Raw genomic sequence first — 22261 nt, forward strand, 5'->3', positions numbered from 1 at the left:
TCTAACGCAAACGTTTGCTTTTGTCAATAACTTTTACGTAACAGTTTTATCTTGTACGTAATTCAATGGATATTTCCAAGACTTGTACGTATAAATTTTCAACCTTTTATGCTATACTAATAAAAAAGAGAGGAACGATGATGAGTAAGTATAAAAAGGTCTATGAAGATATAAAAGAAAAGATTATCGCTGGCTTATTTCCAGCAAATAAGGAGTTGCCGAGCGAAAACGACCTGATGCATCACTACCATTTCTCAAAAGATACCATTCGCAAGGCCCTATCCCTCCTTGAACGTGACGGCTATATCCGCAAACAGCAGGGACGTAATTCCATCGTGCTTGAGCCACAATTAACCAAGCCACAGCCCTTGTCAGAGATTAAAACGGTAGGTGAGCTGAACCATCCCCATACCCACGATGTTAAAACCAAGCTGACCAGCCTTTACATCGTCCAAGGTGAGCCACTTCTCATGGAGGCTTTCCAAGTGGATGATAGCGTTGATTTTTACCGTGTGGGACGCTCTCGTACCATTAACGGAGAGTGTGTCGAGTATGAAATTGCCTACTTTGACCGCCGAATTGTGCCCTATCTCAACCGCGAGATTGCAGAAGGCTCGATTTATCGCTATTTGGAACAGGAGCTCAACCTCACGATTAGCCATTCCGAGCGGGAAATTTCCTTCCGCTACGCTAATGAAGAAGAACGGAACAACCTTGATTTAGGGGAATACGACATGGTGGTGGTCGTCACTAGCACCAGCTACCTCGATAATGGCAAGGCCTTTCAATACGGCAGCATTAGCTATCGTCCCGATAAAATCACCTTTACGTCCACTGCGACACGCTAAAAGAGCTTGGGACAAAAGTACCCAACCTCCTTATTTTTATAATTTGAGCAGCTTGACGCATATCAATAGTCAGGGGAGTGACTATTGATACCTGAGCCTAGAAACTAGAAAGCGAGGCCTGGCGCTGGGTTCAATGCTCCAGTGGAGCATTGAAGAGAACAGAAAGTTGTGAGCAACTTATCCATGACATTGATAAATCAATATTCTATTAGAAGAGGCTAGCGAACGATTCTTCGCTAGCCTTATTTCCAACCTTCCACAATTCTCGATTGTGGAAGCAAGTCAACCTTGCGGGGTATCAACAGTCAGGGGAGTGACTGTTGATACCCGAACCTAGAAATAAAGGAGTGAGGATAATCGAACTCTTACGAGTTATCGATTTCTGTCCCACTCCCTTTTTCCTTCATCATCCGACTAGGCTGCTTTTTCGCTAATGCGTAACTCGCCCTCTACCATATCTGCCAGAAGCTCCTTGGCATCTAGGTGGTCAAGGTAGAAGTCTGTCACCTTGTCGCGGATTTCTTGCTCAATCACACGGCGCAGTGGGCGCACGCCCATAACTTCGTCATACCCTTGCTCAATCAAATACTCTTTGGCGCTATCTGTCACTTCCAGCTGCATGTCTTTTTTCGCCAACATTTGGTTGACTTCTGCCAACATCAAATCGACAATCTCTGCCAAGTCTTTCTTACCAAGGTGGAGGAATTCAATCACCGCATTGAAACGATTGAGGAATTCTGGGCGGAAGAACGGTTTGAGACGATCCATGATGTCAGGTTTCTCTTCATCACTTGCAGCTCCTTCGTAGCCAAATCCTGCATTTGAAGTCGCAATGATGACTGTATTTTTAAAGTTGACGGTATTTCCTTGGCCGTCGGTTAAATGTCCATCATCGAGGACTTGGAGTAACAGCGTGATAACCTGTGGGTCTGCCTTTTCAATCTCGTCAAGCAGAACGATAGAATAAGGGTTTCTACGCACGCGCTCGGTCAGGGTATTGTTATTGTCATCATACCCCACATATCCAGCCGTTGTACCAATGAGCTTCGAAACTGCTGTACGGTCGCTATATTCAGACATGTCTAGGCGGATAATAGCGTCTTTTGTCCCAAAGAGGTCAAGGGCAAGCTGCTTTGCTAACTCCGTCTTTCCAACACCGGTCGGCCCGACAAAGAGGAAGCTACCAATGGGGCGGTTGCCCTCATCGAAACCTGCACGATTTCTGCGAATGGCCCGTGCGACTGCCTCTACCGCATCATTTTGACCAATCACCTTGGTCTTGAGACGGCTGTTCATCTCTTTCAAACGTTCGATGTCGCTTGAACCCATCTGAGAGACTGGAATGCCTGTCATGCGCTCGATAGACTCGGCTACATCGTTGATGCTTGCCGTTACCTTGGTATCTTCAGCATGGTTTTCAATCTGTTTTTCCAATTCTTCAATGCGGACTTTGGCATTCAAGGCTGCTTCGTAGTCTTCACGTTGTACAGCCTGCTCTTGTTTTTCTTTTTCTTGGGCAATTTCTGATTCAATCGCATGAATGTCTGTCACAGGATGTTGGGCCGCCAAGTGGGCTGCGGTCACATCGAGCAAATCAATCGCCTTATCTGGCAAGCTCCGTTGGGGAATGTATTGAACAGAGTAGTCCACTGCGGCTTTTAAGACCTCATCTGGCAAGATGACATTGTGGTGGGCCTCGTACAAGTTGCGGATTCCTTGGAGGATTTTGTAGGTATCTTCTGCAGATGGTGCATGGACCTTGACTTCATTGAACCGGCGCGCCAGAGCTGCATTTTTCAAAATGGTGTTGCGGTATTCATCTTGAGTGGTCGCTCCAATCACGGTCAATTCTCCCCGAGAAAGAGCTGGTTTCAAGATGTCTGCAAGTCCTTTAGAACCTGCTTCTCCTGTACTTCCTGCCCCAAGAATTTGATGAATTTCATCAAAGAAGACGATGACATTGCCCATTTCTTTGACTTCTGCCATCAGATTTTGGATATTTTCCTCAAAGCTACCACGGTACTGGGTGCCTGCCTCAAGCCCTGAAATGTCAATCGAAATCAACTCCTTATTTTTAATCGCTGCTGGCACATCTCCGTGTACAATGGCCTGCGCTAATCCTTCCACAACTGCTGTCTTACCCACACCAGCGTCTCCGACTAAAACAGGGTTGTTCTTCGTCCTGCGAGAAAGAATTTCAGCCGTTTCTTGGATTTCCTTGTTGCGGCCAATAACGGGATCAAGCATGCCCTCTCTTGCTTCAGCGGTCAAGTTGCGACCGAGTTTTGCAAGAATACCATCTTTTTTGAAATGCGGATGGTGACCTTTCACCTCTTGCTCTTCTCTCTGTGGCAATTGACCAGTTGAGCGATAATGAGCAAATTCTTCTGGCGTCACTTCGCGACCATTTATAAGGTAACGGCGACTCTCTGTATTGTAGCCCTGCATACGTCCCATAAGCTGATTGAAAAGATCGTCCATGTTGTTAAAGTTGTTGGAATAGTTGTTCATATTCATACCTCGTTTTTCTATTTGACGTTTACTGACCTTTATTCTAAAAAAGAAATCTGATGATGATTTATTTTGACCATCTCTGACCAATCTCTTAAAAGAAAACAAAGCCAGACTTCACGTTTCATTTGATTCTTTCGTTTGACGTTTACTGACCAATTCTTTAAAAAGAAAAATTCCTTCAACTATTGGTCTGATAAGGTTTTCCAACCTTACACAAACTAGTATACACCATTGGTCAGTAAAAGTCAATGCTTTTTCTGACTTTTTTTGACCAATTTTTAGTTTTTAAAAAAAGAACTAAATCTATCGACTTAGTTCCGTTTTTTATCAAATAATAATCCCCTCCAAATGATCCAACTCGTGTTGAACAATCTGGGCGGTAAAACCTGTTAAGGTCAGGCGCTTGGCCTGCCAATCTTGGTCGAAAAAGGAAACCTCGATTTCTTCAAAACGCTTGGTAGGGCGAACACCCTCTAAGGACAGGCACCCTTCCTCGGTCTGGTAGGGCTGTCTACCTGCTACGAGAACAGGATTGTACATGACAAGATTGGTGAAGCCCATATGAACAATGATAATGCGCTTGCGAACGCCAATCATGTTAGCAGCCATTCCGACACAGGCATCGCGGTGAGCCAACAAGGTATCCTGCAAGTCCTGCCCAATCGCCACATCTACCTTGGTTGCAGGTTCTGATGGCTGCTGTAAAAAGAAAATATCTTTCATAATTGGTCGAATCATCTTGTCTCCTCTTTCTTAGACTTGCTATTTTGTCTCCATGCGAATCGGCACGCGGCCGAAATTCTGCTCTAACAGTTGGGAATTACCCAGTTGGTAAATCCTGTCTGCCTGCTGGGTTAGGGCATCCCACGGCTCTTTGCCAATTCGGCTAATGAGAGCCACCTCCTGCTTCAAACTCGCCAAATGCTTACGCCCTTTTTCGGTAAAGCCTAGCACATGAATGGCTTCTGGGAGTGGCGATTCATTCGCCTGCACCAAAATATAGGTCAAAAGCCTTCTCACTCGTGCCTTGGTATAGCGCTTGGTCGCAATCATCTCCACCAAATCTTCAAAGGAAGAAGCCGTTTTGATGGCCTCTTTCATACGGCTAGCCATTTCTTGGTTGACTTGGTAAATGCTGGACAAATCAGGATGGGATAGGATTTGGTAGCGCAGATAGGGAAAATAATCCTGCCACGATACTTGGGCCGCTTGCGCTAGCAAATCCGCACTTGGGCTAAAGGTCGCGACAAAATCTGTATCGCCTATCCGATTTCTGAGAGCCGTTGCCGAGGCAAATTCCACATCATCTTCCAAGGAATGAAAGCCCGCCCCTCTTCGCTTGATGGGACACAGGGCAATGCCTTTTCCTGCTACCGCCTTGGCATAGGCAAGGGCAAGGACATGATTGGGCGTATTTCCCGAAAAGCTCAAGCCTGCAAAGGTTTCCCACATGGCCTGCGTTTTTTCAGGGTAGCTGAGCTTATCGGGTAAGTGGGTCAGAAAATCCGCCATTTCAAGGCTTTTTTTCTCATACAGCTCTGCTATTTTCCCATAGTCCAAGACTTCTTCCGTCCCAAAAGACAGCTGATCAATCCCTAGCCGAGCTAGAATATCCATCGCTCCTTGGGCAAAAAAGTCCGCCGCCTGCACGCTGACCAAAAATGGCAATTCTACCACCAAATCTGCCCCATTTTCCAGCGCCATCTGAGCTCTCGTCCATTTGTCCACAATGGCAGGCTCCCCCCGCTGGGTGAAATTACCACTCATGGCAATAATCTTCAAGCCCCTTGCTTGAGAAAGTAGATAGGCATGCCCATTGTGAAAGGGATTGAACTCCGCAATGATACCTGTAACAGTCATTTTTCTGCTACAAAGAACCAACGAGCGCTCGTCTCGGTCGGCTCCTTGTCCTCAAAATCCGCATACACCTTGACCTTTTTAAAGCCAGCCTGCTCCAGCAGGACATCGTAGGTCAAGAGGTCATAGGTCCGCTCCTCGTGAATCTCGTCCACACGACTGAAGCGACCGTCTTCTTCCTGTACAAAAAAGGTCAACTCGTGCACAATCGAATGCGGTGGCTCATCCGCATAGGTATCCCACACAAAGGCAAAATCCTCGGCGTTTTCATGATAGCTATAACCCGGGAAAACCTCATCCATTTGGTAGGTCGAATGCACATCAAAGAGAAAAACACCACCCTCATTGAGGTGCTGGTAGACCTCTTGAAAGACTTGGCCGACCTCAACTTCATCTTCCATATAGCAAATCGAATCAGAATAGCAGGTCACCATGTCAAAACGCTCAAGGCTTGATAAATCGAGCATATTGCCCTCTAAGAAGGGAATCGTAAGCCCTGCTTCTTGGGTGCGCTTTGCGGCCAAATCTAACATATCTCGGCTAAGGTCAAGCCCTGTCACATCAAAGCCTGCTTCCTTAAATCGAATGGATTGAATTCCCGTACCACAGGCTAGTTCCAACAATTTTTTCTTGCCTTTGGGAAAATGCCTCAAACTGAAATCGGTCCACTGATCATAGAGACTATCGTCCATAATCGCATCGTAGACCGAAGCAAAGGTTTCATAAGTCGCCATGGGTTTCCTTTCTTGAAAAAACTCAGTCGGCTCCCAACTGAGTTATGCATTCTTTCTACAGTCTTACAACCAGTCAGCTACGTCAACATTCTCGGCTTCATGCCACAATTTTTCAAGATTGTAGTGGGCACGCATTTCTTCTGAAAAGATGTGAACTACGACGCCACCGAGGTCCAGTAAGACCCAGCCACCTGCTGAATCACCCTCGATTTGACTCGCTGCAAAGCCCGCCTCTTTGACTTTTTCACGGATATTGTCCGCAATCGCCTCAAGCTGACGGCTGTTCATGGAGCTTGCGATAACAAAGTAATCTGTCACACTTGTCAGGCTTGTCACATCAAGCGCGACAATCTCTTCTGCACGTTTTTCATCGGCCGCTTTTACGACCAATTCTACTAATTCTTTTTCTTTCACGTTTTACCTCATTATTGGTTACTTATTGACATACCCCACATAAGCATTGTAGGTTTCAATCGTTTGGGGATAGATGGGAATTCCTTTTGTGGCTAGATGCGCTACCGTATGGGCTGTTTCATAGGCCACGGCTTTTTCCAGCGATACTTTGGCTAATCTTCTGGCTTCATCAACTCCTGGAAAATCACGGTTGGGCTCAATGTAGTCTGCCACATAGAGAACCTTATCAAGTAGGGTCATCTGGGCCGCACCGACTGTGTGGCGCTCGATGGCCTGCAAAATTTCTTGGTCTTGCACACCAAAGTCTTGTTTGATTTTATAAACGCCTACCATTCCATGCCAGACATTATTGCCCCAGACTTTCAAGTCCTCTCCCAACTGATGCTGGTCAATCAAGTCCAGAAAGACCTGATCTTCTACTTCCTTGGCATAGTCATGTAAGAGAGCCGCTAAGCTCGCTTTTTTCTCATCACAACCATACTGGCGGGCTAGCTCAAGCGCTGCTTCTTCGACACCAAGGACGTGACGGAAGCGTTTTGCTGACATGGCAGAGCTGATTTTTTCAAGGAGCTTTTCACGATTAAAGGACAAATCTGCTGCTATCATTTGTAGAGTCCCTTTTCTTCGATATAATCCAAGACCTCGTGCGGCAACATAAAGTTTGGCACGCGCCCCTGTTGGATAAACTGGCGAACCATGCTGGAAGAAATATCCATGAGCGGAACATCAACCCAGATAATCGGATAGGAAGTTCCCGCCTTGTAACGCGGCCGCTGTACGCCGACAAATTGCACCAGCTGAATCAACTCATCAATCCGATGCCACTTGGGCAAATAATCCACCATATCTGCGCCGATGATGAAATAGTAATCCGTATCAGGATTCTTTTCCTTCAAGAGTTTCATCGTGTCATAGGTATAGCTGATACCACGGCGCTCTAGCTCAATCGTTTCAATACCAAGACCTTCAATCCCTGCAATCGCCATTTTCAACATGTTATACCGATGCAGTTCATCAATCGTTTCTTTTTTGTCGACATGAGGCGGTAGAAATTCCGGCATCAGCAAGACCTCATCTAATTTCAACTGCTGCCGAACCTGGTCAGCCACAATTAAATGGGCATTATGAACAGGATTGAAATTTCCTCCCAAAATACCAACTTGCTTGCGATTTGTTTCTTTCTTTTCAACTTCTAACTCAACCTTTGTAAAGGGTGTTAAGAGCTCAATTGCCATGTAGACTCCTTATCCAACTCATCCATTCTTGGGACATGCCCACTAGATTTCTCTCACTTTGACAGAGAGTTTTCGATTTTCCTTCTTGCTTGATTGCTTGAAGAGAATCAGGGTCCGACCAATCTTTTGCACGGTATCCACTCCGATTTCTTCTTCCAAGGTCTCCGCCACATCATGGATATTTTCATCCGTATTTTGTAGCAGCGTCACCTTAATCAACTCCCGTCGGTCTAAAGCCTGACGAACACTGGTCTTAATCTGGTCATTCAAGCCGTATTTCCCGATTTGAATAATAGGCTTCAAACTATGTGCCTGACTGTTGAGAAAGGCCCGTTGTTTTGATGTTAATGTCATAGTATTTCCTTTTTCTATATAATTGCTTTGCGAATCACAACGCCGACACCCTTTGGTGCCCAAGCTGCGATTTTGGCTGTTCCATTGATGCGAATCCAACCTAGACCTGAGAAGACGACATCCGTCTTTTCGGTGATGGTAAATTCATGCCGAACCAATTCTGGGAAGTTCTCCAATTCTGCACTAGTTGGCGGCACCAGCAAGCTGCCTGCGTGTTTTTGGTAAAATGCTGTCGCGCCCTCTAATTTGGTGCGATGAAGTGTTAATTCATTGTCAAAAAATGCAGTAAAGCCTTGTTTTTCTCCTGCGATAAAGTCAAATCGTCCCAAACCAGCTAAAAAGAGGGTTTGTTCAGGATTTAACTGATAAGTCTTGGGCTTGATTTCCTTGCGAGGACTTGCAAATTTCAAATTTTTCGCAGACAAATAATGGGCCATCTGATGACGATGAATAATCCCCGGTGTATCGTAGATGTAAGATCCGTCATCGAGGGGAATTTCAATCTTATCAAGGGTTGTCCCAGGGAAACGAGAGGTGGTGATCACATCCTTGTCCCCTGTAATCTCCTGAATAATGGCGTTAATCAAGGTTGATTTCCCGACATTGGTGACACCGACCACATAGACATCACGCCCCTTACGGTACTGCTCAATCTTGTCAATCAAGTCCTTAATGGCATGCTTGTTTTGGGCAGATGTCAGCATGACATCTACAGGGCGCAAGCCCACTTCATAAGCACGCTCTGTCAACCATTGAGTGACCTTGCCGTCCTTAACAGACTTGGGCAAAATATCCTTTTTATTCCCGACCAAAAGGACATCATTTCCAGACACAAAACGTGATAAGCCAGGAATGACAGAGCCGTTGAAGTCGAAAATATCAACAACATTGACCACCAAGGCATCACTGTCTCCGACACTATGAAGCAGGGTCTGAAACTCATCATCTGAAATATTAACATCTGAAATTTCATTATAATGACGGAGGCGGAAACACCGCTGGCAGTAGACCTGTCCAGTCGCTAGTCCCTTTTCCAAGGCAGATGGTGGCGTATAGCCTACCTCTTCCTTTTCCTCAGTCTGAATCAAGGCTCCGCAGCCAATACAATACAATTCTTCCACTTACATTTCCCTCTTGTAATCAAATGCGCCATACTTGGCAGTGATTTTTTTCATCATACGGCGTTCACGCCAGCGATTGATTTGAGTGTTAATCGAGTCTGTCTCAATGAGCGGTCGCACCAAGACCGAGCGAATCCCCGCCCGCTTGGCTGCTCGAATATCCGTCATCAGCTGATCGCCAATCATAATCGCTTCTTCGCGCTTAATGCCAAAACGTTTAATGGCGCGCTCAATGCCAACGGTAAAAGGTTTCAGAGCAAAGGCTTCAAAGTCAATGCCAAAACGTTCTACTGCACGCTTGACACGTTCATATTTATTATTCGAAACAACAACCACATGGATTCCCGCATCGCGTAAATCATGCAACCACTTGCGCATCTCTGGTGTTCCATCGGGATTGTTCCAGGCAATCAAGGTATTATCCAAGTCCACAAAAACCGTCCGAATGTGGTATTTTTGCAAACTTTCTACTGTCACATCATAGGCTTTCTCAAGCACAAAATCTGGCATATAATTCTCAATCGTCACACTATTCTCCACTGTCCTAAGAGCGGGCTAACATCGCTCACTGACCACACTTCAATTTTGTCAGTCTCACTCTCTACGTCCTCTATATAAAAGAACTCAATTAGTTTATTTTACCATAATTTGGGATAAATAGCGACTGGAAAACAAAAGGGCTTGACTCCTATCAAGCACCTTTTTATCTATTTCTGAACGCTGTCGTCCTTTTGTTCATCGAGCTTCTTTTCAATCACCTTTTTGACACTGGAAGAAAGACCAACTGCAATCGCCAAGACGATGAGGCTGACGGGTTGAGTGGCAGAAATAACTTTTGTATCCACCAAGATATAAAAAATCATGTAAATAATCGCTAAGAACAACCAGCCATTATAGGCAAACCTTAACCATTGTTTCTTTTGTTTCGTTGACTTCATTTTATCTCCTTTAAAACGTTTTGCTTTCATCTTTCTTTTTTTATTAGCTATAGTATAACATATCTTGTTTTTCGAAAGAAGACAAAACAACTATTCAGCAAGCGAGTGCATCATGAAAAAGTGCCTATCCCCGAGAATTACCAAAATAAGCGTGTCCCGTGAACCTGTGTCACTCCCAGCTCTCGCATCAAGTGTTCAGCATTGTCTAGGGTCACACCGCCTCCGATTAGGATTTCAATTCGATTATCGGCATGCGCAATCAACTCCTTGAGCCATACTGCATTATCACCCGCAGCACCATGAATCCCACCACGGGTTAAAATCCGTGTTACACCTTGTTCGACTAGCCAGTCGATGGCTTCAAACTGCCGTTTACGTGGAATCATATCAAAAGCCATATGAAAGACAGTTTCAAGATGTCCAGCCTCTGCAATCAGCTGGTGCAAAAACGCCTCGTCCAACCAATTAGCCTCGGTAAGAGCACCAAAAACAAGGCCGTCCGATCCCAATTCCTTGGCAATTCTTGCATCTTCTAACATCATCTTCTTTTCTGCTACATCGTAGCAAAAATCACCACCACGGGGCCGCACCATGGTCATGACAGGCACTCCCTGTTCATGGGCCAACTCACATACCGCGTCAATGACACCATAGCTGGGAGTAGTTCCACCCACCGCTAAATTGTCACACAGCTCAATCCGACCTGCACCCAAAGCGATTGCCTGCGCAATCCGTACATGATTTTCCGCACAAAATTCTTTCATTGACGATCTCCATTATGTAAGCCTTTTCTTTTAGTATAACATAAAAAAGAGCAAGTGGCGCACTTACTCCTTTACCTTTAGAATATTTCTAGTTTTTCTTGCTAGTACCATATCCTTGACGGAAACGAGTAGGACAGCAAGCAAAATCAGGATCATCCCAACAAAATCAATTGGATAAAAGATTTCATTGACTAGTAAAACAGCAAAAAAGACAGAGGCAATCGGCTCAATGGATGCAAGTAGACTTCCGTTGACCTGCCCGACCATGCTCACACCTTTTAAAAAGGCAGTATAGGCAAAAACGGTTCCTACTCCCACGATACCAACAAGCCCCCAGAAGATTTCGCCATTAAAGGGCATGGTATGGCGCCAAGGTTGAAAGACGAGCCCCACTTCCAACGAGCCCAAGAACATGGACAGCCCAATCACCACTAAGCTCCCGTATTGTTTAATAATCGTTGTCGGCAAAATGATGTAAAGCGCATAAGTCACCGCTGAAAACAAGCCCCAGAATAAGCCTTTTGGTGTCATGGCTAACTGATTGATCTGCCCGTGGGTCGCAATCAGAAAGGTGCCAAGAACAGCAAAGACAATCGCAATTAGTTCAACCGCTGTCGGCTGTTGTTTCTCTTTCAAACAGACATAGGCCAAGACCAAAATGGGACAGAGGTATTGCAATACTGTTGCCGTTCCAGCATTGGTATGGTAAATCGCAGTTAGATAGGCAGATTGATTTAAGACTAGGCCAAAAATTGAAAAGAGCAGCAGACGAATCATGGCTTTCTTATCCATCAAGAGTTGCTTGAGTTGCTGCGGATTTTGAACTGCCGCTAGGGCAACCAAGAGGACACCAGAAATCACTAGACGCAGGGCAGTTAGCGTCTCCACATTCACACCCCTTGCCATCACAAACTGGCCACTAACACCTGATAAGCCCCAGGCAATCCCTGCTATCAGGGTCAAAAGTGTACCCTTCATCTTCTCGTTCATCCCGCACATCTCCTCGTCTGTCACTTCTCACTCTATTGTAGCATAAAAGCGGACGAAAATTCGTCCGCTTTCTAATTGAAAGCATTTACTTTTGATTATCTGACAAACCGACATCAGCTGCAAACCGCAGGAAGGCTGCCTGTCCTTCTGATGTGCGTTTGTAAACACCAGCATCTTCTAGGACACGTCCAAAGACTTGTCCGACTGCATCACGCACAATCTGGGTTACATTACTTCTAGAAATATCAGGATACTGCTCTTTCAAGGCATCCGCCCAATCTTGGTGGTAGGCCGCAACCTGATCCACCTCTCCTAGCAGATAGGCCTCTACTTCCTGTAATTCTACCTTCAAACGAGGTGGCAAAATCGCCAGTCCCATAACCTCAATCAAACCGATATTTTCTTTCTTGATATGCTGCACATCTGGGTGTGGATGATAGATGCCGTCTGGAAATTCTTCTGACGTCTGATTATCCCGCAAGACCAAGTCCAGCTCAAATTGCTGACCTTTTTTCCGTGCAATTGGGGTAATGGTATGATGGGGTTCGCCATTTGACGATGCGAGAACCTGCACTGACTCATCAGAGTAGCTCCGCCATTTTTCCAAAATCTTGGTCGCAAGCTCCACCAGACGCTCCTTGTCTTCACAAGCCAGACGAATGACCGACATCGGCCATTTCACAAGACCTGCTGCTACATCTTCAAAACCTGCAAAGGTCAGCGGATGCTCGATTTCCGCCTTTTCCATGGCAAAGGTATGCCGGCCACCTTGATAGTGATTATGGGTCAGAATGGATCCACCTGAAATCGGTAAATCCGAATTAGAACCCACAAAATAACCCGGTAACAAATCCACCAAATCGAGCAGCTGCTCGAAGGTTTTCGGCGTAATCGCCATCGGCACATGTTCTGTATTTAAGAAAATGGCATGTTCATTAAAATAGGCATACGGAGAGTATTGAAAGCCCCATTTTTCCTCGCCCAAATCCAGACGGATAATCCGGTGATTGGCACGCGCAGGGTGGTTAATCCGCCCCTGGTAGCCCTCATTTTCCATACAAAGGAGACACTTGGGATAGTTGGAGGCTTCGACTAGTTTAGCCGCCGCGATGGCTTTAGGATCCTTCTCAGGCTTGGATAGGTTGATGGTAATCTCCAAGTCGCCATATTCTGTCGGCACCTGATAATAGATGTTCTTTGCAATAGCCTTGACCTTGATGTAATCGTTGCGCTTGCTAAGCTCATAAAAATCTGCAATCGCTTGATCAGGGTGGCTCTCATACTGGGACCAAAAGGCTTGGTTGACCTGACTAGGGCTTGGAGTGATGAAATCCATCAACTCCGCCCCCAGCACTTCCTGCTCTTCAAGGAGATTCCCAACCATGCCATTTTCAACTGCAATTGCCACTAGTTCATCCTTGGCTTCCACAATGGTCGCGGCCTGACTTTCTCGCTCTACTCCGCTTTCACCGACGAGAGCCATGATCCGATTCCGCAGATAGATACAATCCAAGTCCTCATAACTGCTGTCTGATATGACCCCGTCCACAAATCTGTCTAGTACACTCTTTGTCATTCACTCTACCTACTTATTTTCGAGATAAAACGCGGGAACCTGCTGCAATTTCAGCGATATAAAAGCTCGGTGCGTAGCCCACGATGTCGGTGTAGGTCTTGCCAACATTTTTGGTGAAGGCATCCACCTTGTCCTTTTCAACAATGGCAATGCCGCAACCGCCAAAACCTGCCCCTGTCATGCGTGCTCCCAGCACCCCTTCTTGTTGCCAAGCAGTATGCGCTAAGGTGTCTAATTCAAGACCTGTTACTTCATAATCATGCTCTAAAGACACATGAGAAGCGTTGACCAAGCGGCCAAATTGCTGCAAATCACCTGCTTCCAAGGCCTGTCTTGCCTGCAAGGTGCGCTGATTTTCCCAGACAGCATGGCGGGCACGTTTGATGCGGTTTTCATCTTGAATCAAATAGCTATACTCATCAAAGGTTTGCGCATCGAGCTCACCCAAGGTCTGAATGTTTAACACTGCATTTAATTCTTCCACTGCTTTTTCACATTCTGCCCGGCGTTCATTGTACTTGGAATCTGCGAGTTCACGGCGTTTATTGGTGTTCATGATGACGATGACATGATTACCCAAATCAAGTGGCACTAATTCATACTCAAGTGTATTGGTATCTAGATAAATCGCCCGCTGATCTGCTCCCATGCCGATAGCAAATTGGTCCATGATACCAGAATTAACCCCGATGAATTGATTTTCAGTCTGTTTGCCAATCTTCACCAAATCAAGACGGGTCAAGTCCAAATCAAACAATTCCTCTGCGATAATCCCAATCAACAATTCCAAAGAAGCAGACGATGATAAGCCAGAACCGTTTGGAATATTGCCATAGACAAAGACATCAAGCCCTGTATCAATCATGTGGCCTGCTTCTTGTAAATATTTCAAGACCCCTTTGGCATAATTGGTCCAGTTGTCTGCCTTGTCATAGACTAAGCTCTCTAAGTTTACCTCGATGATGCCAAGCTCCTCAAAGTTAGCAGAATAAAAGCGCAACACATTGTCCTCACGCTTACGGGCTGCACCATAGGTTCCCAAGGTAATCGCTGCTGGAAACACATGGCCACCATTGTAGTCCGTGTGCTCTCCAATTAAGTTAATCCGTCCTGGAGAAAAGAAGGTTGCATCCGCTTCTTTTCCAAAAATTTCCTCAAATGCCTGTTGAAGTTCTGCTGTGTTCATCTGTTATCCTCCCGATGTAACCGTTTTTATTTTATTGTAAACTGATTTGATTGGTTTGTCAATCTTTTAGTAAATTTTACTAAACTGCTTATTTTACTAAACCGTCTATTTTGTCAAATTCTAGTATAAAGTGTGGTATAATGAAAGAGAACTGAGGAGAAGGATTATGGTTACTTTAAAAGATATTGCACAAAAAACGCAGTTATCTACTGCTACGGTGTCCCGTGTCTTAAAAGAAGATGCGAGCTTATCTGTCAGCCCTGACACGCGCGAAAAGGTTTTTGCCATTGCCAAAGAATTAGGCTATACCAAACATCTTATCAAGCAGCAACAGCAAGATGGCAACATTCGAAAAATCGGTATCATTCAATGGTATACCGAAAGCAGGGAGTTGGATGATCTCTACTACTATTCAATTCGGATTAGCTTGGAGCAGCGAGCCTTAGAATTAGGCTACGACATTGTCCGTTGTTTCCACGATATTTCTTCCCCGCTCTTAAAAGAGGTCGACGCCTTGATTGCCATTGGAAAGTTTAGCCACCAACAGATGACTGAACTCGCTCATTTTCATAAACCATTGGTCTTTGTGGATTTTGATACGCTGGCAGACGGATTTTCCTGCGTGACGACGGACTTTAATCGCTCTGTCATGCAAGTGATTGACCACTATCTTGAGCAAGGGATTAGAGAAATCGGTATGATTGCCGGCCAAGAAGAGACCTACGACAAGGAAGTAACCTTGTTAGACCCACGATTGCGGACCTTCAAACAATACCTGTCTGATCGTGACCTCTACCAAGAACGACTTGTCTTTACAGGGTCCTTTACCAGCCAATCAGGCTACCAGCTCATGAAAGAAGCCATTGATAAGTTGGGAGATGACTTGCCAACTGCCTTTTTCATTGCCAATGATAGCCTCGCAGTCGGTGCCCTCCGCGCCTTACAAGAAGCTCAAATCGCCGTTCCCAATCGGGTTCAAATCATCACCTTTAACGATACCCCGATTACCAAACAAGTCTACCCCGCCCTGTCAAGCATCACGGTCTTTACCGAAGAAATGGGCATACAGGCGGTTGACTTGGTCCATGCCATGCTCCATAAACCAGCCAACTACCACCCCCGCATGGTCAAACTGGGAACTCAATTGACCTTGAGAGAAAGCAGTTTATAAAGAACCACGTAGCTGAAAAGGCTCAAAACCAACAGTAGTTCATTGGTTTTGAGCCTTTTACTATGTATAATGTTGTACTTGTATATGATGCAAACCCATCATGAATATCGCACTTAATCCAATAATTTTTGCAATTCTTGAGCCAGCAATTGTTGAGCCACTTGCGGATTGGCTTGTCCTTTGGTTGCTTTCATGAGGAAGCCTGTAAAAGCCTTATCGGCATTGCGTTTGCCAGACTTGAAGTCAGCTACAGCCGCTTCATTATCCGCAAAGACTTGATGAATAATCGGAATCAAAACGGCAGGATCTGAAATTTGAACCAATCCAGCTTGTTCCACATATTCACGCGCAGAACCACCATTTTTCGCCAGATGCACAAAGACTTTTTTGGCAATCTTAGACGAAATCGTTCCATCAGCAATCAAGCCAATCATCTCAACCAAGTTTTCAGGTGACAAGGCAATCTCTGACAAGGTCTTTTGCTCTGCATTCAAGAACTGAGCCACCTCACCCTGCAACCAGTTAGACACCTGCTTGGCATCGCCACCGAGCGATACCGCTGCCTCAAAGAAATCTGACAAGACTTTCGTTGCCGTCAATTGGCTCGCATCATAGCTTGACAAGCCCAAACGTTCCATATAGTCTGCTCTGCGTTCTTTAGGAAACTTAGGCAGGGTCGCTGCCACTTCAGCAATCCAGCTATCTTCAATCTCATAGAGTGGCAAATCTGGCTCTGGGAAATAGCGGTAATCTGCTGAACCTTCTTTGACACGCATGAGAATGGTTTCTCCCGTTGCTTCATCATAACGGCGTGTTTCCTGCTGAATTTGACCACCAGAACGCAAAATCTTCGCCTGACGCTCCACTTCATGCTGCAAACCTTTTTTGACATAGTTAAAGGAGTTCAAGTTTTTCAACTCGGTTTTGGTACCAAAGGCCTCTTGACCATACGGACGAAGAGAAATATTGGCATCAACCCGCATCGAACCTTCTTCCATTTTCACATCTGAAATGCCTGTGTACTGGATAATCTCTTTCAAGGCTGTCAAGTAGGCATAGGCCTCCTCGGGACTACGCATATCAGCTTCAGAGACAATCTCAATCAACGGCACACCCTGACGGTTCAAATCGACATAGGAATAACCATCCGTTCCATGGGTGTTTTTCCCAGCATCTTCTTCCAAATGCGCCCGCTCAATCCGAATCTTCTTGGTAGAGCCGTCTTCCAATTCAATCTCAATCCAGCCATTGTAGCCAATCGGCTCATCAAACTGCGAAATTTGGTAGGCCTTAGGATTATCTGGATAGAAATAATTCTTACGGTCAAAGTGCATGTGCTGATGAATGTCCATGTTCAAGGCCAAAGCCGCCTTAATCCCAGCTTCTACTACCCCCTTATTTAGGACAGGCAAGACACCCGGGAAAGACCAGTCAATCACATTGGTATTGGCATTTGGATTTTCTCCAAAGTGCGCAGAGGACGGAGAGAAAATCTTTGAATTGGTATTCAATTCAACATGGACTTCTAGTCCAATAATGGTTTCAAAGTTCATTAATTTTCACCTCCAAAAATCACCGGTTGTTGTTTATGATAATCTGTTGTCGCTTCAAAAGCTGCCGCCACTTGGTAAATGGTTTCCTCGCTATGTTTTGGACCAATCAATTGCAAACCAACTGGCAAGCCCTCTACAAAACCAGCAGGAATCGAAATCCCTGGTAGACCAGCCAAGTTCACTGGAATGGTCAACAAGTCAGCCAGATACATGGCTACAGGGTCCTGATTCATCGTACCAAGACCATAGGCAACCGTTGGAGCTGTTGGCCCTAAAATCAAATCATAGTCGGCAAAGACCTTATCAAAATCTTGAATAATCAAGGTCCGCACCTGACCTGCCTTTTTATAGTAGGCATCGTAATAACCAGATGACAGGCTGAAAGTTCCAAGCATGATACGGCGTTTCACCTCGTCACCAAAGCCTTGGCTACGCGTATGAACATAAATCTCATCCAGATTCGTCGCATCCTCTGCACGGAAGCCATAGCGAATACCGTCAAAACGTTGCAAGTTGGAGCTTGCTTCAGAAGAAGCAATAATATAATAAACCGCTACGCCATATTTGCTATGAGGTAGGCTAACTTCTTCAATAATAGCCCCCAAGCTCTCCAAGTGTTTGGCCGCCTGTAAAATGCAATCTTTAATCTGCGGATCAATCCCTTCTCCGATATACTCTTTCGGAAGAGCAATCTTCATACCCTTGATGTCTTGACCAATCTTACTAGCATAATCAGCCACCGCAAACTGCGCTGAAGTCGAATCTTTCACATCGTGACCCGCAATCACATTGAGCAATTGAGCGTTTTCTTTGACTGTTTGTGAGAATGGTCCAATCTGATCCAAGGAACTACCGAAGGCAATCAAGCCAAACCGAGAAACCGTTCCATAGGTTGGTTTCATACCGACCACTCCATTGAAAGCAGCAGGCTGGCGAATGGAACCACCCGTATCAGAACCAAGTGACAAACGTACTTGGCCAGACGCGACAGCTGTCGCAGAACCACCTGATGACCCACCTGGTACCTTGGTCTGGTCCCAAGCATTCTTGGTCTTTTTAAAGTAAGAGGTTTCGGTGGAGCCCCCCATGGCAAATTCATCCATGTTGGTCTTTCCAATCACGACCATGTCTTTTCCATAGGCATTAGCTACAGAAGTCGCATCAAAAATCGGCTCGTAGTTATACAACATCTTAGAGGCTGCTGTCGTCAAGATTCCCTTAGTGGAAATATTGTCCTTGACCGCTAGCGGAATCCCTGCCATGACATTAGCTGAATCAATTCCTTTTTCATCAATCTTAGCAGCCTGAGCCAAAGCCTCTTCTTCTGCAATAGTAATAAAGCTACCAATTGCTTCTTCACGCGCCTTGACATCTTCCAAGGTCGCCTTGGTCAACTCAACAGCCGATACTTCTTTCTTGACGAGAAGGTCATGCAACTCATCGATTGAATAGTGATTAAAACTCATTAGGCATCTCCTCCTCCGTCTAAAATGGCTGGCACTTTAATAAAATGATCTTGGGATTCTGGAACATTTTTGAACAGTTCTTTTCTGTCTTCCCCTTTTTGGGCAACATCCTCTCTCATCACATTTTTCCGCTCTGCCATGGTCGTTGTAACAGGAACGCCTGTCGTGTCCACTTCATTTAGCAACTCAACCATATCGACAATCTTACTCAAGGTCGTTGCAAAAGCTGCTGTTTCTTCCTCACTAAAGGCCAACTTCGACAGATTGGCCACGTGACGAACTTCTTCTTGTGTAATTTTCATCATTTCATCCTTTCTTACTCATACTCGAAAGAAAATCAGACATCGTAACAGGCCGATTTCTCTTTTCCTTTCCAATATCGTATCCCTCTTATTTTACCACAAATGCCTATTCTTCCTCAATGAAATGTCACCACTAAGGAAACATTTCTTGTCATCTTTTATAGTCAAATGAATGAACTTTCAGACAAGGAACTGAGACGCAGACAGTACTTGGGTACGGCAAGTCGAAAGTGACGATGTATCAAAGTTCATTCAAATAATCATGATATAAGAGCGTTTAAAAATCGACAGAAAATGAGGGAGATAGACGAAGAAAGCGGATTTCTAGGCGGGCTCGTCTATTTTCCGAGATTTTAGCTCGCATTCAAATAACATGATATAAGAGTGTTAAAAAATCGACAGAAAATTAGGGAGACTACCGAAGAAATCGTATTTCTAGGGAGGCTCATCTATTTTCCGAGATTTTAGCTCGCATTCAAATAATCATAAAAAAGCAAAAGGGGCTAGGCACCAAGCCCAGCCTCGTGTTCTTACCGTATCCTTGCTCCCAAGACCTGCTCGAAATGCTGTAGAGCAAATTGGTGCTGTTCTGCTGTCAAACTAGCGACAGCGGTACTGATAATCTCAATCTTATACCCAAGATTATAAGCATCAATGGCCGTGTGTAAGACACAAATATCTGTCAAAACACCTGTCAAGACCACTGTATCGACCTGTCTTTCCCGCAGACGAATATCCAAATCCGTCCCCGAAAAGGCTGAATAATGGCGCTTGTCCAACCAAAAGACTCGGGCATCCTCTCGATGCTCCTCATAAAAATCTGCTAGCGGTCCATAGAGCGTGCGTCCACTCGTTCCCTTGATATTATGCGGAGGAAAGAGGCGGCTTTCTGGATGAAAAGGATCGTTTTCTTCATGCAAATCAATGGCAAAAAAGATATAGTCTCCTTGATCAAACGCCTGCTTGGTTGCCTCATAGATAGCAGACGAAATCGCCTGAGCCGGAGCTCCTGCTGTCAACTTCCCCTCGTCTGCCACAAAATCCACCGTATAATCAATCGAAATAAGGGCTTTTGGCATGTTAATAATCCCGTTTCTTAATTTCATCGAAGATAGCTGGAATCAAGACCTTCAAATAGGTTCCCTTCATCCCCAACGAACGACTTTCAATAATCCCTGCACTCTCCAATTTACGCAAGGCATTGACAATCACCGAGCGGGTAATCCCAATTCTATCTGCGATCACAGAAGCTGTCAACTGTCCCTCATCGCCATTCAACTCGCCTAAAATCGCTGAAACAGCCTTCATTTCCGAGTAGGATAGGGTGTTGACTGCCATATTGACTGCCGCACGGCGACGAATGTTTTTCTCATCTTCTTCCCGTTGGAAGTTCAAGAGTTGAATCCCAACCACTGTCGCTGCAATTTCAACCAAAATCAAATCATCTTCGTCAAATTGCTCCTCGTTGCGCCAAATAATCAAGGTTCCAAAACGAATCCCCGTCACATGAATCGGGGCAATCGTGGTCAGACTATTAGGATACATGGAACGAGATTCCACCGGAATCGCTGTCAACTCGCTGTCAGCTGGAAGGTTGACCTGGGTATCATACACCTGCGCCACTCCCTTAACATAATCATCTGGAAATTGCTTGGTCAGAAAGAACTCCTCTACACGGTCATTATTGGTCTTATACTTCATATAATAACCTAGGACTTCTCCCTCACTATTGATAATGCAGGCATTACAATCAATAATCTCTGAGAGGTGCTCCGCAATCGTATTGTAAGGCAATTCCTCTGACAATTGCTCCTCTGAACGCTTCAAAATAGACGTGATGTCTCGCGTCTTTTCTAATAATGTAGTCATATTATCCTCTTTATTCTGTAATTGCTTTCATTATAACAAAAAGAGGCTGGAATTTCAATAATTATCAGAAAATTACGTATTGTTTTAAAATATGTGACAATTTCACCAACTTGACCCCATTAGAAAAAGGCTGGGCAAGTCCCCAACCTCTACCGTCTATACTGGCGCAAGAAGCGTGTCATCTTTTCTTGGATTTCGGCCAATTCATCCACACGTGGAAGATAGACGATGCGGAAATGGTCTGGCTCTTTCCAGTTGAAACCGCGTCCGTGAACCAGCAAGATTTTCTCCTGTTTCAAAAAGTCCAAGACAAACTGCTCATCATCATCAATCCGATACATTTCGCGGTCAATTTTCGGGAAGATATAAAGTCCTGCCTTGGGCTTCACAGCAGACAAGCCAGGAATATCGCTGATTGCTTTTGTAATAAATTCCCGTTGCTCATAAAGACGTCCACCTGGCATCAAGAGCTTGTCAACGGACTGGTAGCCTCCAAGCGAGGTTTGCACTACCTGTTGGGCCAAGACATTCGAGCAAAGACGCATATTAGACAACATATTGAGGCCCTCAATATAGCCCTTTACATGACGTTTTGGTCCAGACAAGACCATCCACCCCACACGGAAACCGCAGATACGGTGCGATTTGGACAGACCATTCATGGTGACGACAAATAAATCTGGTGCCAAGGTCGCAATCGGAATATGCACAGCACCATCAAAAACCATACGGTCATAAATTTCATCCGAGAAGATAATCAACTCGTGGCGACGCGCAATATCCACAATCCCCTCTAGGATTTCTTTCGGGTATAAAGCACCTGTTGGATTGTTAGGATTGATCAAGACGAGTGCCTTGGTACGAGAAGTGATTTTCGACTCCATATCTTCCAAATCTGGATACCAATCCGCCGCCTCATCACAGACATAGTGGACCGCATGTCCGCCTGCCAAGCTGACAGCCGCTGTCCAAAGAGGATAATCAGGCATCGGCACCAAGACCTCGTCACCATTGTCCAAAAGTCCCTGCATGGACATAACGATTAACTCGCTGACCCCATTTCCCAAATAAATATCTTCAATATCTACATTTGGAAAATTCTTCAACTGGCAATACTGCATAATAGCCTTACGAGCCGAAAAAATCCCCTTACTATTGGAATAACCTTCTGATTTCCGCGCATTGTGAATCAAATCATGAATCACCTCATCTGGCGCCGTAAAGCCAAACTCAGCAGGATTTCCCGTATTTAAACGCAAAATTTGCTCACCATTTGCCCGCATGCGCATCGCTTCTTCTAATACTGGCCCACGAATATCATAGGCCACGTCGTCTAATTTCATTGATTTATCAAACTGTCTCATCAAGT

23 protein-coding genes are annotated in these 22261 nt (G+C 45.1%); 2 read left to right on the plus strand and 21 right to left on the minus strand.

What is annotated here, in order from left to right; genetic code table 11:
* The first annotated feature begins 137 nt into the window (after positions 1 to 137).
* Positions 138 to 848, plus strand: coding sequence for a GntR family transcriptional regulator (locus BU202_RS04660; RefSeq protein WP_208604246.1), 711 nt, complete (start codon positions 138 to 140; stop codon positions 846 to 848).
* A gap of 414 nt (positions 849 to 1262) precedes the next feature.
* Here BU202_RS04660 and BU202_RS04665 read toward each other — a convergent pair whose 3' ends face one another.
* The 15 genes from BU202_RS04665 to BU202_RS04735 all read right to left on the minus strand — a co-directional run bounded on the left by BU202_RS04665 (position 1263) and on the right by BU202_RS04735 (position 14531).
* Positions 1263 to 3359: an AAA family ATPase gene (locus BU202_RS04665; RefSeq protein WP_075104641.1), complete on the minus strand. Its 2097-nt coding sequence runs from the start codon at positions 3357 to 3359 to the stop codon at positions 1263 to 1265.
* A gap of 330 nt (positions 3360 to 3689) precedes the next feature.
* Positions 3690 to 4100: a peptide deformylase gene (locus BU202_RS04670; protein WP_075104642.1), complete on the minus strand. Its 411-nt coding sequence runs from the start codon at positions 4098 to 4100 to the stop codon at positions 3690 to 3692.
* Between the two features lie 24 nt (positions 4101 to 4124).
* A complete protein-coding gene (locus tag BU202_RS04675) occupies positions 4125 to 5222 on the minus strand; it encodes a nucleotidyltransferase (RefSeq protein WP_075104643.1) in 1098 nt (365 codons plus the stop codon).
* On the minus strand, positions 5219 to 5953 hold the full coding sequence (locus BU202_RS04680) for a class I SAM-dependent DNA methyltransferase (protein ID WP_075104644.1): 735 nt from the start codon (positions 5951 to 5953) through the stop codon (positions 5219 to 5221). Before BU202_RS04680 ends, BU202_RS04675 begins: the two co-directional genes overlap by 4 nt.
* Positions 5954 to 6016: 63 nt before the next feature.
* Positions 6017 to 6367 (minus strand): ribosome silencing factor, encoded by a 351-nt coding sequence (rsfS, locus tag BU202_RS04685; RefSeq protein WP_075104645.1) that lies wholly within the window; start codon positions 6365 to 6367, stop codon positions 6017 to 6019.
* Between the two features lie 18 nt (positions 6368 to 6385).
* Positions 6386 to 6973 carry a bis(5'-nucleosyl)-tetraphosphatase (symmetrical) YqeK gene (gene yqeK / locus BU202_RS04690; RefSeq protein WP_075104646.1) on the minus strand — a complete coding sequence of 196 codons (588 nt, stop codon included), beginning with the start codon at positions 6971 to 6973 and terminating at the stop codon, positions 6386 to 6388.
* Positions 6970 to 7602 (minus strand): nicotinate-nucleotide adenylyltransferase, encoded by a 633-nt coding sequence (locus BU202_RS04695; RefSeq protein ID WP_075104647.1) that lies wholly within the window; start codon positions 7600 to 7602, stop codon positions 6970 to 6972. Before BU202_RS04695 ends, yqeK begins: the two co-directional genes overlap by 4 nt.
* A gap of 42 nt (positions 7603 to 7644) precedes the next feature.
* Positions 7645 to 7956: a ribosome assembly RNA-binding protein YhbY gene (gene yhbY, locus BU202_RS04700; RefSeq protein ID WP_075099572.1), complete on the minus strand. Its 312-nt coding sequence runs from the start codon at positions 7954 to 7956 to the stop codon at positions 7645 to 7647.
* A 14-nt stretch (positions 7957 to 7970) separates the two neighbouring features.
* A complete protein-coding gene (yqeH, locus tag BU202_RS04705) occupies positions 7971 to 9077 on the minus strand; it encodes a ribosome biogenesis GTPase YqeH (protein WP_075104648.1) in 1107 nt (368 codons plus the stop codon).
* On the minus strand, positions 9078 to 9605 hold the full coding sequence (locus BU202_RS04710) for a YqeG family HAD IIIA-type phosphatase (RefSeq protein WP_075104649.1): 528 nt from the start codon (positions 9603 to 9605) through the stop codon (positions 9078 to 9080).
* A 179-nt stretch (positions 9606 to 9784) separates the two neighbouring features.
* Positions 9785 to 10015, minus strand: coding sequence for a hypothetical protein (locus tag BU202_RS04715; protein ID WP_075104650.1), 231 nt, complete (start codon positions 10013 to 10015; stop codon positions 9785 to 9787).
* Between the two features lie 137 nt (positions 10016 to 10152).
* On the minus strand, positions 10153 to 10779 hold the full coding sequence (locus BU202_RS04720) for a copper homeostasis protein CutC (protein WP_075104651.1): 627 nt from the start codon (positions 10777 to 10779) through the stop codon (positions 10153 to 10155).
* A gap of 63 nt (positions 10780 to 10842) precedes the next feature.
* Complete coding sequence (locus BU202_RS04725) at positions 10843 to 11769, minus strand: DMT family transporter (protein WP_075104652.1); 927 nt, start codon at positions 11767 to 11769, stop codon at positions 10843 to 10845.
* An 85-nt stretch (positions 11770 to 11854) separates the two neighbouring features.
* The gene (gene galT, locus BU202_RS04730) at positions 11855 to 13345 is read right to left on the minus strand and encodes a UDP-glucose--hexose-1-phosphate uridylyltransferase (protein ID WP_075104653.1); all 1491 of its coding nucleotides are present in this window, start codon (positions 13343 to 13345) and stop codon (positions 11855 to 11857) included.
* Between the two features lie 13 nt (positions 13346 to 13358).
* Positions 13359 to 14531, minus strand: a complete 1173-nt coding sequence (locus BU202_RS04735; protein ID WP_075104654.1) for a galactokinase — start codon at positions 14529 to 14531, stop codon at positions 13359 to 13361.
* 166 nt (positions 14532 to 14697) lie between these two features.
* On the opposite strand from BU202_RS04735, the gene BU202_RS04740 reads away from it, so the two are divergent.
* Positions 14698 to 15702 carry a LacI family DNA-binding transcriptional regulator gene (locus BU202_RS04740; RefSeq protein ID WP_075104655.1) on the plus strand — a complete coding sequence of 335 codons (1005 nt, stop codon included), beginning with the start codon at positions 14698 to 14700 and terminating at the stop codon, positions 15700 to 15702.
* A 113-nt stretch (positions 15703 to 15815) separates the two neighbouring features.
* On the opposite strand, the gene gatB is transcribed toward BU202_RS04740, so the two are convergent.
* From gatB to BU202_RS04770, 6 genes are all read right to left on the minus strand, one after another.
* The gene (gatB, locus tag BU202_RS04745) at positions 15816 to 17255 is read right to left on the minus strand and encodes an Asp-tRNA(Asn)/Glu-tRNA(Gln) amidotransferase subunit GatB (RefSeq protein WP_075104656.1); all 1440 of its coding nucleotides are present in this window, start codon (positions 17253 to 17255) and stop codon (positions 15816 to 15818) included.
* Positions 17255 to 18721, minus strand: a complete 1467-nt coding sequence (gene gatA / locus BU202_RS04750; protein WP_075104657.1) for an Asp-tRNA(Asn)/Glu-tRNA(Gln) amidotransferase subunit GatA — start codon at positions 18719 to 18721, stop codon at positions 17255 to 17257. Before gatA ends, gatB begins: the two co-directional genes overlap by 1 nt.
* Entirely contained in the window at positions 18721 to 19023 is a 303-nt protein-coding gene (gene gatC / locus BU202_RS04755; RefSeq protein ID WP_075104658.1) for an Asp-tRNA(Asn)/Glu-tRNA(Gln) amidotransferase subunit GatC, read from the minus strand. Before gatC ends, gatA begins: the two co-directional genes overlap by 1 nt.
* A gap of 530 nt (positions 19024 to 19553) precedes the next feature.
* Complete coding sequence (locus BU202_RS04760; RefSeq protein ID WP_075104659.1) at positions 19554 to 20102, minus strand: cysteine hydrolase family protein; 549 nt, start codon at positions 20100 to 20102, stop codon at positions 19554 to 19556.
* 1 nt (position 20103) lies between these two features.
* Positions 20104 to 20892 (minus strand): GTP-sensing pleiotropic transcriptional regulator CodY, encoded by a 789-nt coding sequence (codY, locus tag BU202_RS04765; RefSeq protein ID WP_075104660.1) that lies wholly within the window; start codon positions 20890 to 20892, stop codon positions 20104 to 20106.
* A gap of 149 nt (positions 20893 to 21041) precedes the next feature.
* Positions 21042 to 22256, minus strand: a complete 1215-nt coding sequence (locus BU202_RS04770) for a pyridoxal phosphate-dependent aminotransferase (RefSeq protein WP_075104661.1) — start codon at positions 22254 to 22256, stop codon at positions 21042 to 21044.
* Positions 22257 to 22261 lie beyond the last annotated feature (5 nt).

Source organism: Streptococcus cuniculi (assembly GCF_001921845.1).
Classification (GTDB): Bacteria; Bacillota; Bacilli; order Lactobacillales; family Streptococcaceae; genus Streptococcus; species Streptococcus cuniculi.

Coding starts and splice junctions, on each gene's coding strand:
- BU202_RS04660 (WP_208604246.1), top strand. CDS start 138: ATGATGAGTAAGTATAAAAAGGTCTATGAAGATATAAAAGAAAAGATT.
- BU202_RS04665 (WP_075104641.1), bottom strand. CDS start 3,359: ATGAACAACTATTCCAACAACTTTAACAACATGGACGATCTTTTCAAT.
- BU202_RS04670 (WP_075104642.1), bottom strand. CDS start 4,100: ATGATTCGACCAATTATGAAAGATATTTTCTTTTTACAGCAGCCATCA.
- BU202_RS04675 (WP_075104643.1), bottom strand. CDS start 5,222: ATGACTGTTACAGGTATCATTGCGGAGTTCAATCCCTTTCACAATGGG.
- BU202_RS04680 (WP_075104644.1), bottom strand. CDS start 5,953: ATGGCGACTTATGAAACCTTTGCTTCGGTCTACGATGCGATTATGGAC.
- yqeK (WP_075104646.1), bottom strand. CDS start 6,973: ATGATAGCAGCAGATTTGTCCTTTAATCGTGAAAAGCTCCTTGAAAAA.
- BU202_RS04695 (WP_075104647.1), bottom strand. CDS start 7,602: ATGGCAATTGAGCTCTTAACACCCTTTACAAAGGTTGAGTTAGAAGTT.
- yhbY (WP_075099572.1), bottom strand. CDS start 7,956: ATGACATTAACATCAAAACAACGGGCCTTTCTCAACAGTCAGGCACAT.
- BU202_RS04715 (WP_075104650.1), bottom strand. CDS start 10,015: ATGAAGTCAACGAAACAAAAGAAACAATGGTTAAGGTTTGCCTATAAT.
- BU202_RS04720 (WP_075104651.1), bottom strand. CDS start 10,779: ATGAAAGAATTTTGTGCGGAAAATCATGTACGGATTGCGCAGGCAATC.
- BU202_RS04725 (WP_075104652.1), bottom strand. CDS start 11,769: ATGAACGAGAAGATGAAGGGTACACTTTTGACCCTGATAGCAGGGATT.
- galT (WP_075104653.1), bottom strand. CDS start 13,345: ATGACAAAGAGTGTACTAGACAGATTTGTGGACGGGGTCATATCAGAC.
- BU202_RS04735 (WP_075104654.1), bottom strand. CDS start 14,531: ATGAACACAGCAGAACTTCAACAGGCATTTGAGGAAATTTTTGGAAAA.
- BU202_RS04740 (WP_075104655.1), top strand. CDS start 14,698: ATGGTTACTTTAAAAGATATTGCACAAAAAACGCAGTTATCTACTGCT.
- gatB (WP_075104656.1), bottom strand. CDS start 17,255: ATGAACTTTGAAACCATTATTGGACTAGAAGTCCATGTTGAATTGAAT.
- gatA (WP_075104657.1), bottom strand. CDS start 18,721: ATGAGTTTTAATCACTATTCAATCGATGAGTTGCATGACCTTCTCGTC.
- gatC (WP_075104658.1), bottom strand. CDS start 19,023: ATGAAAATTACACAAGAAGAAGTTCGTCACGTGGCCAATCTGTCGAAG.
- BU202_RS04760 (WP_075104659.1), bottom strand. CDS start 20,102: ATGCCAAAAGCCCTTATTTCGATTGATTATACGGTGGATTTTGTGGCA.
- codY (WP_075104660.1), bottom strand. CDS start 20,892: ATGACTACATTATTAGAAAAGACGCGAGACATCACGTCTATTTTGAAG.
- BU202_RS04770 (WP_075104661.1), bottom strand. CDS start 22,256: ATGAGACAGTTTGATAAATCAATGAAATTAGACGACGTGGCCTATGAT.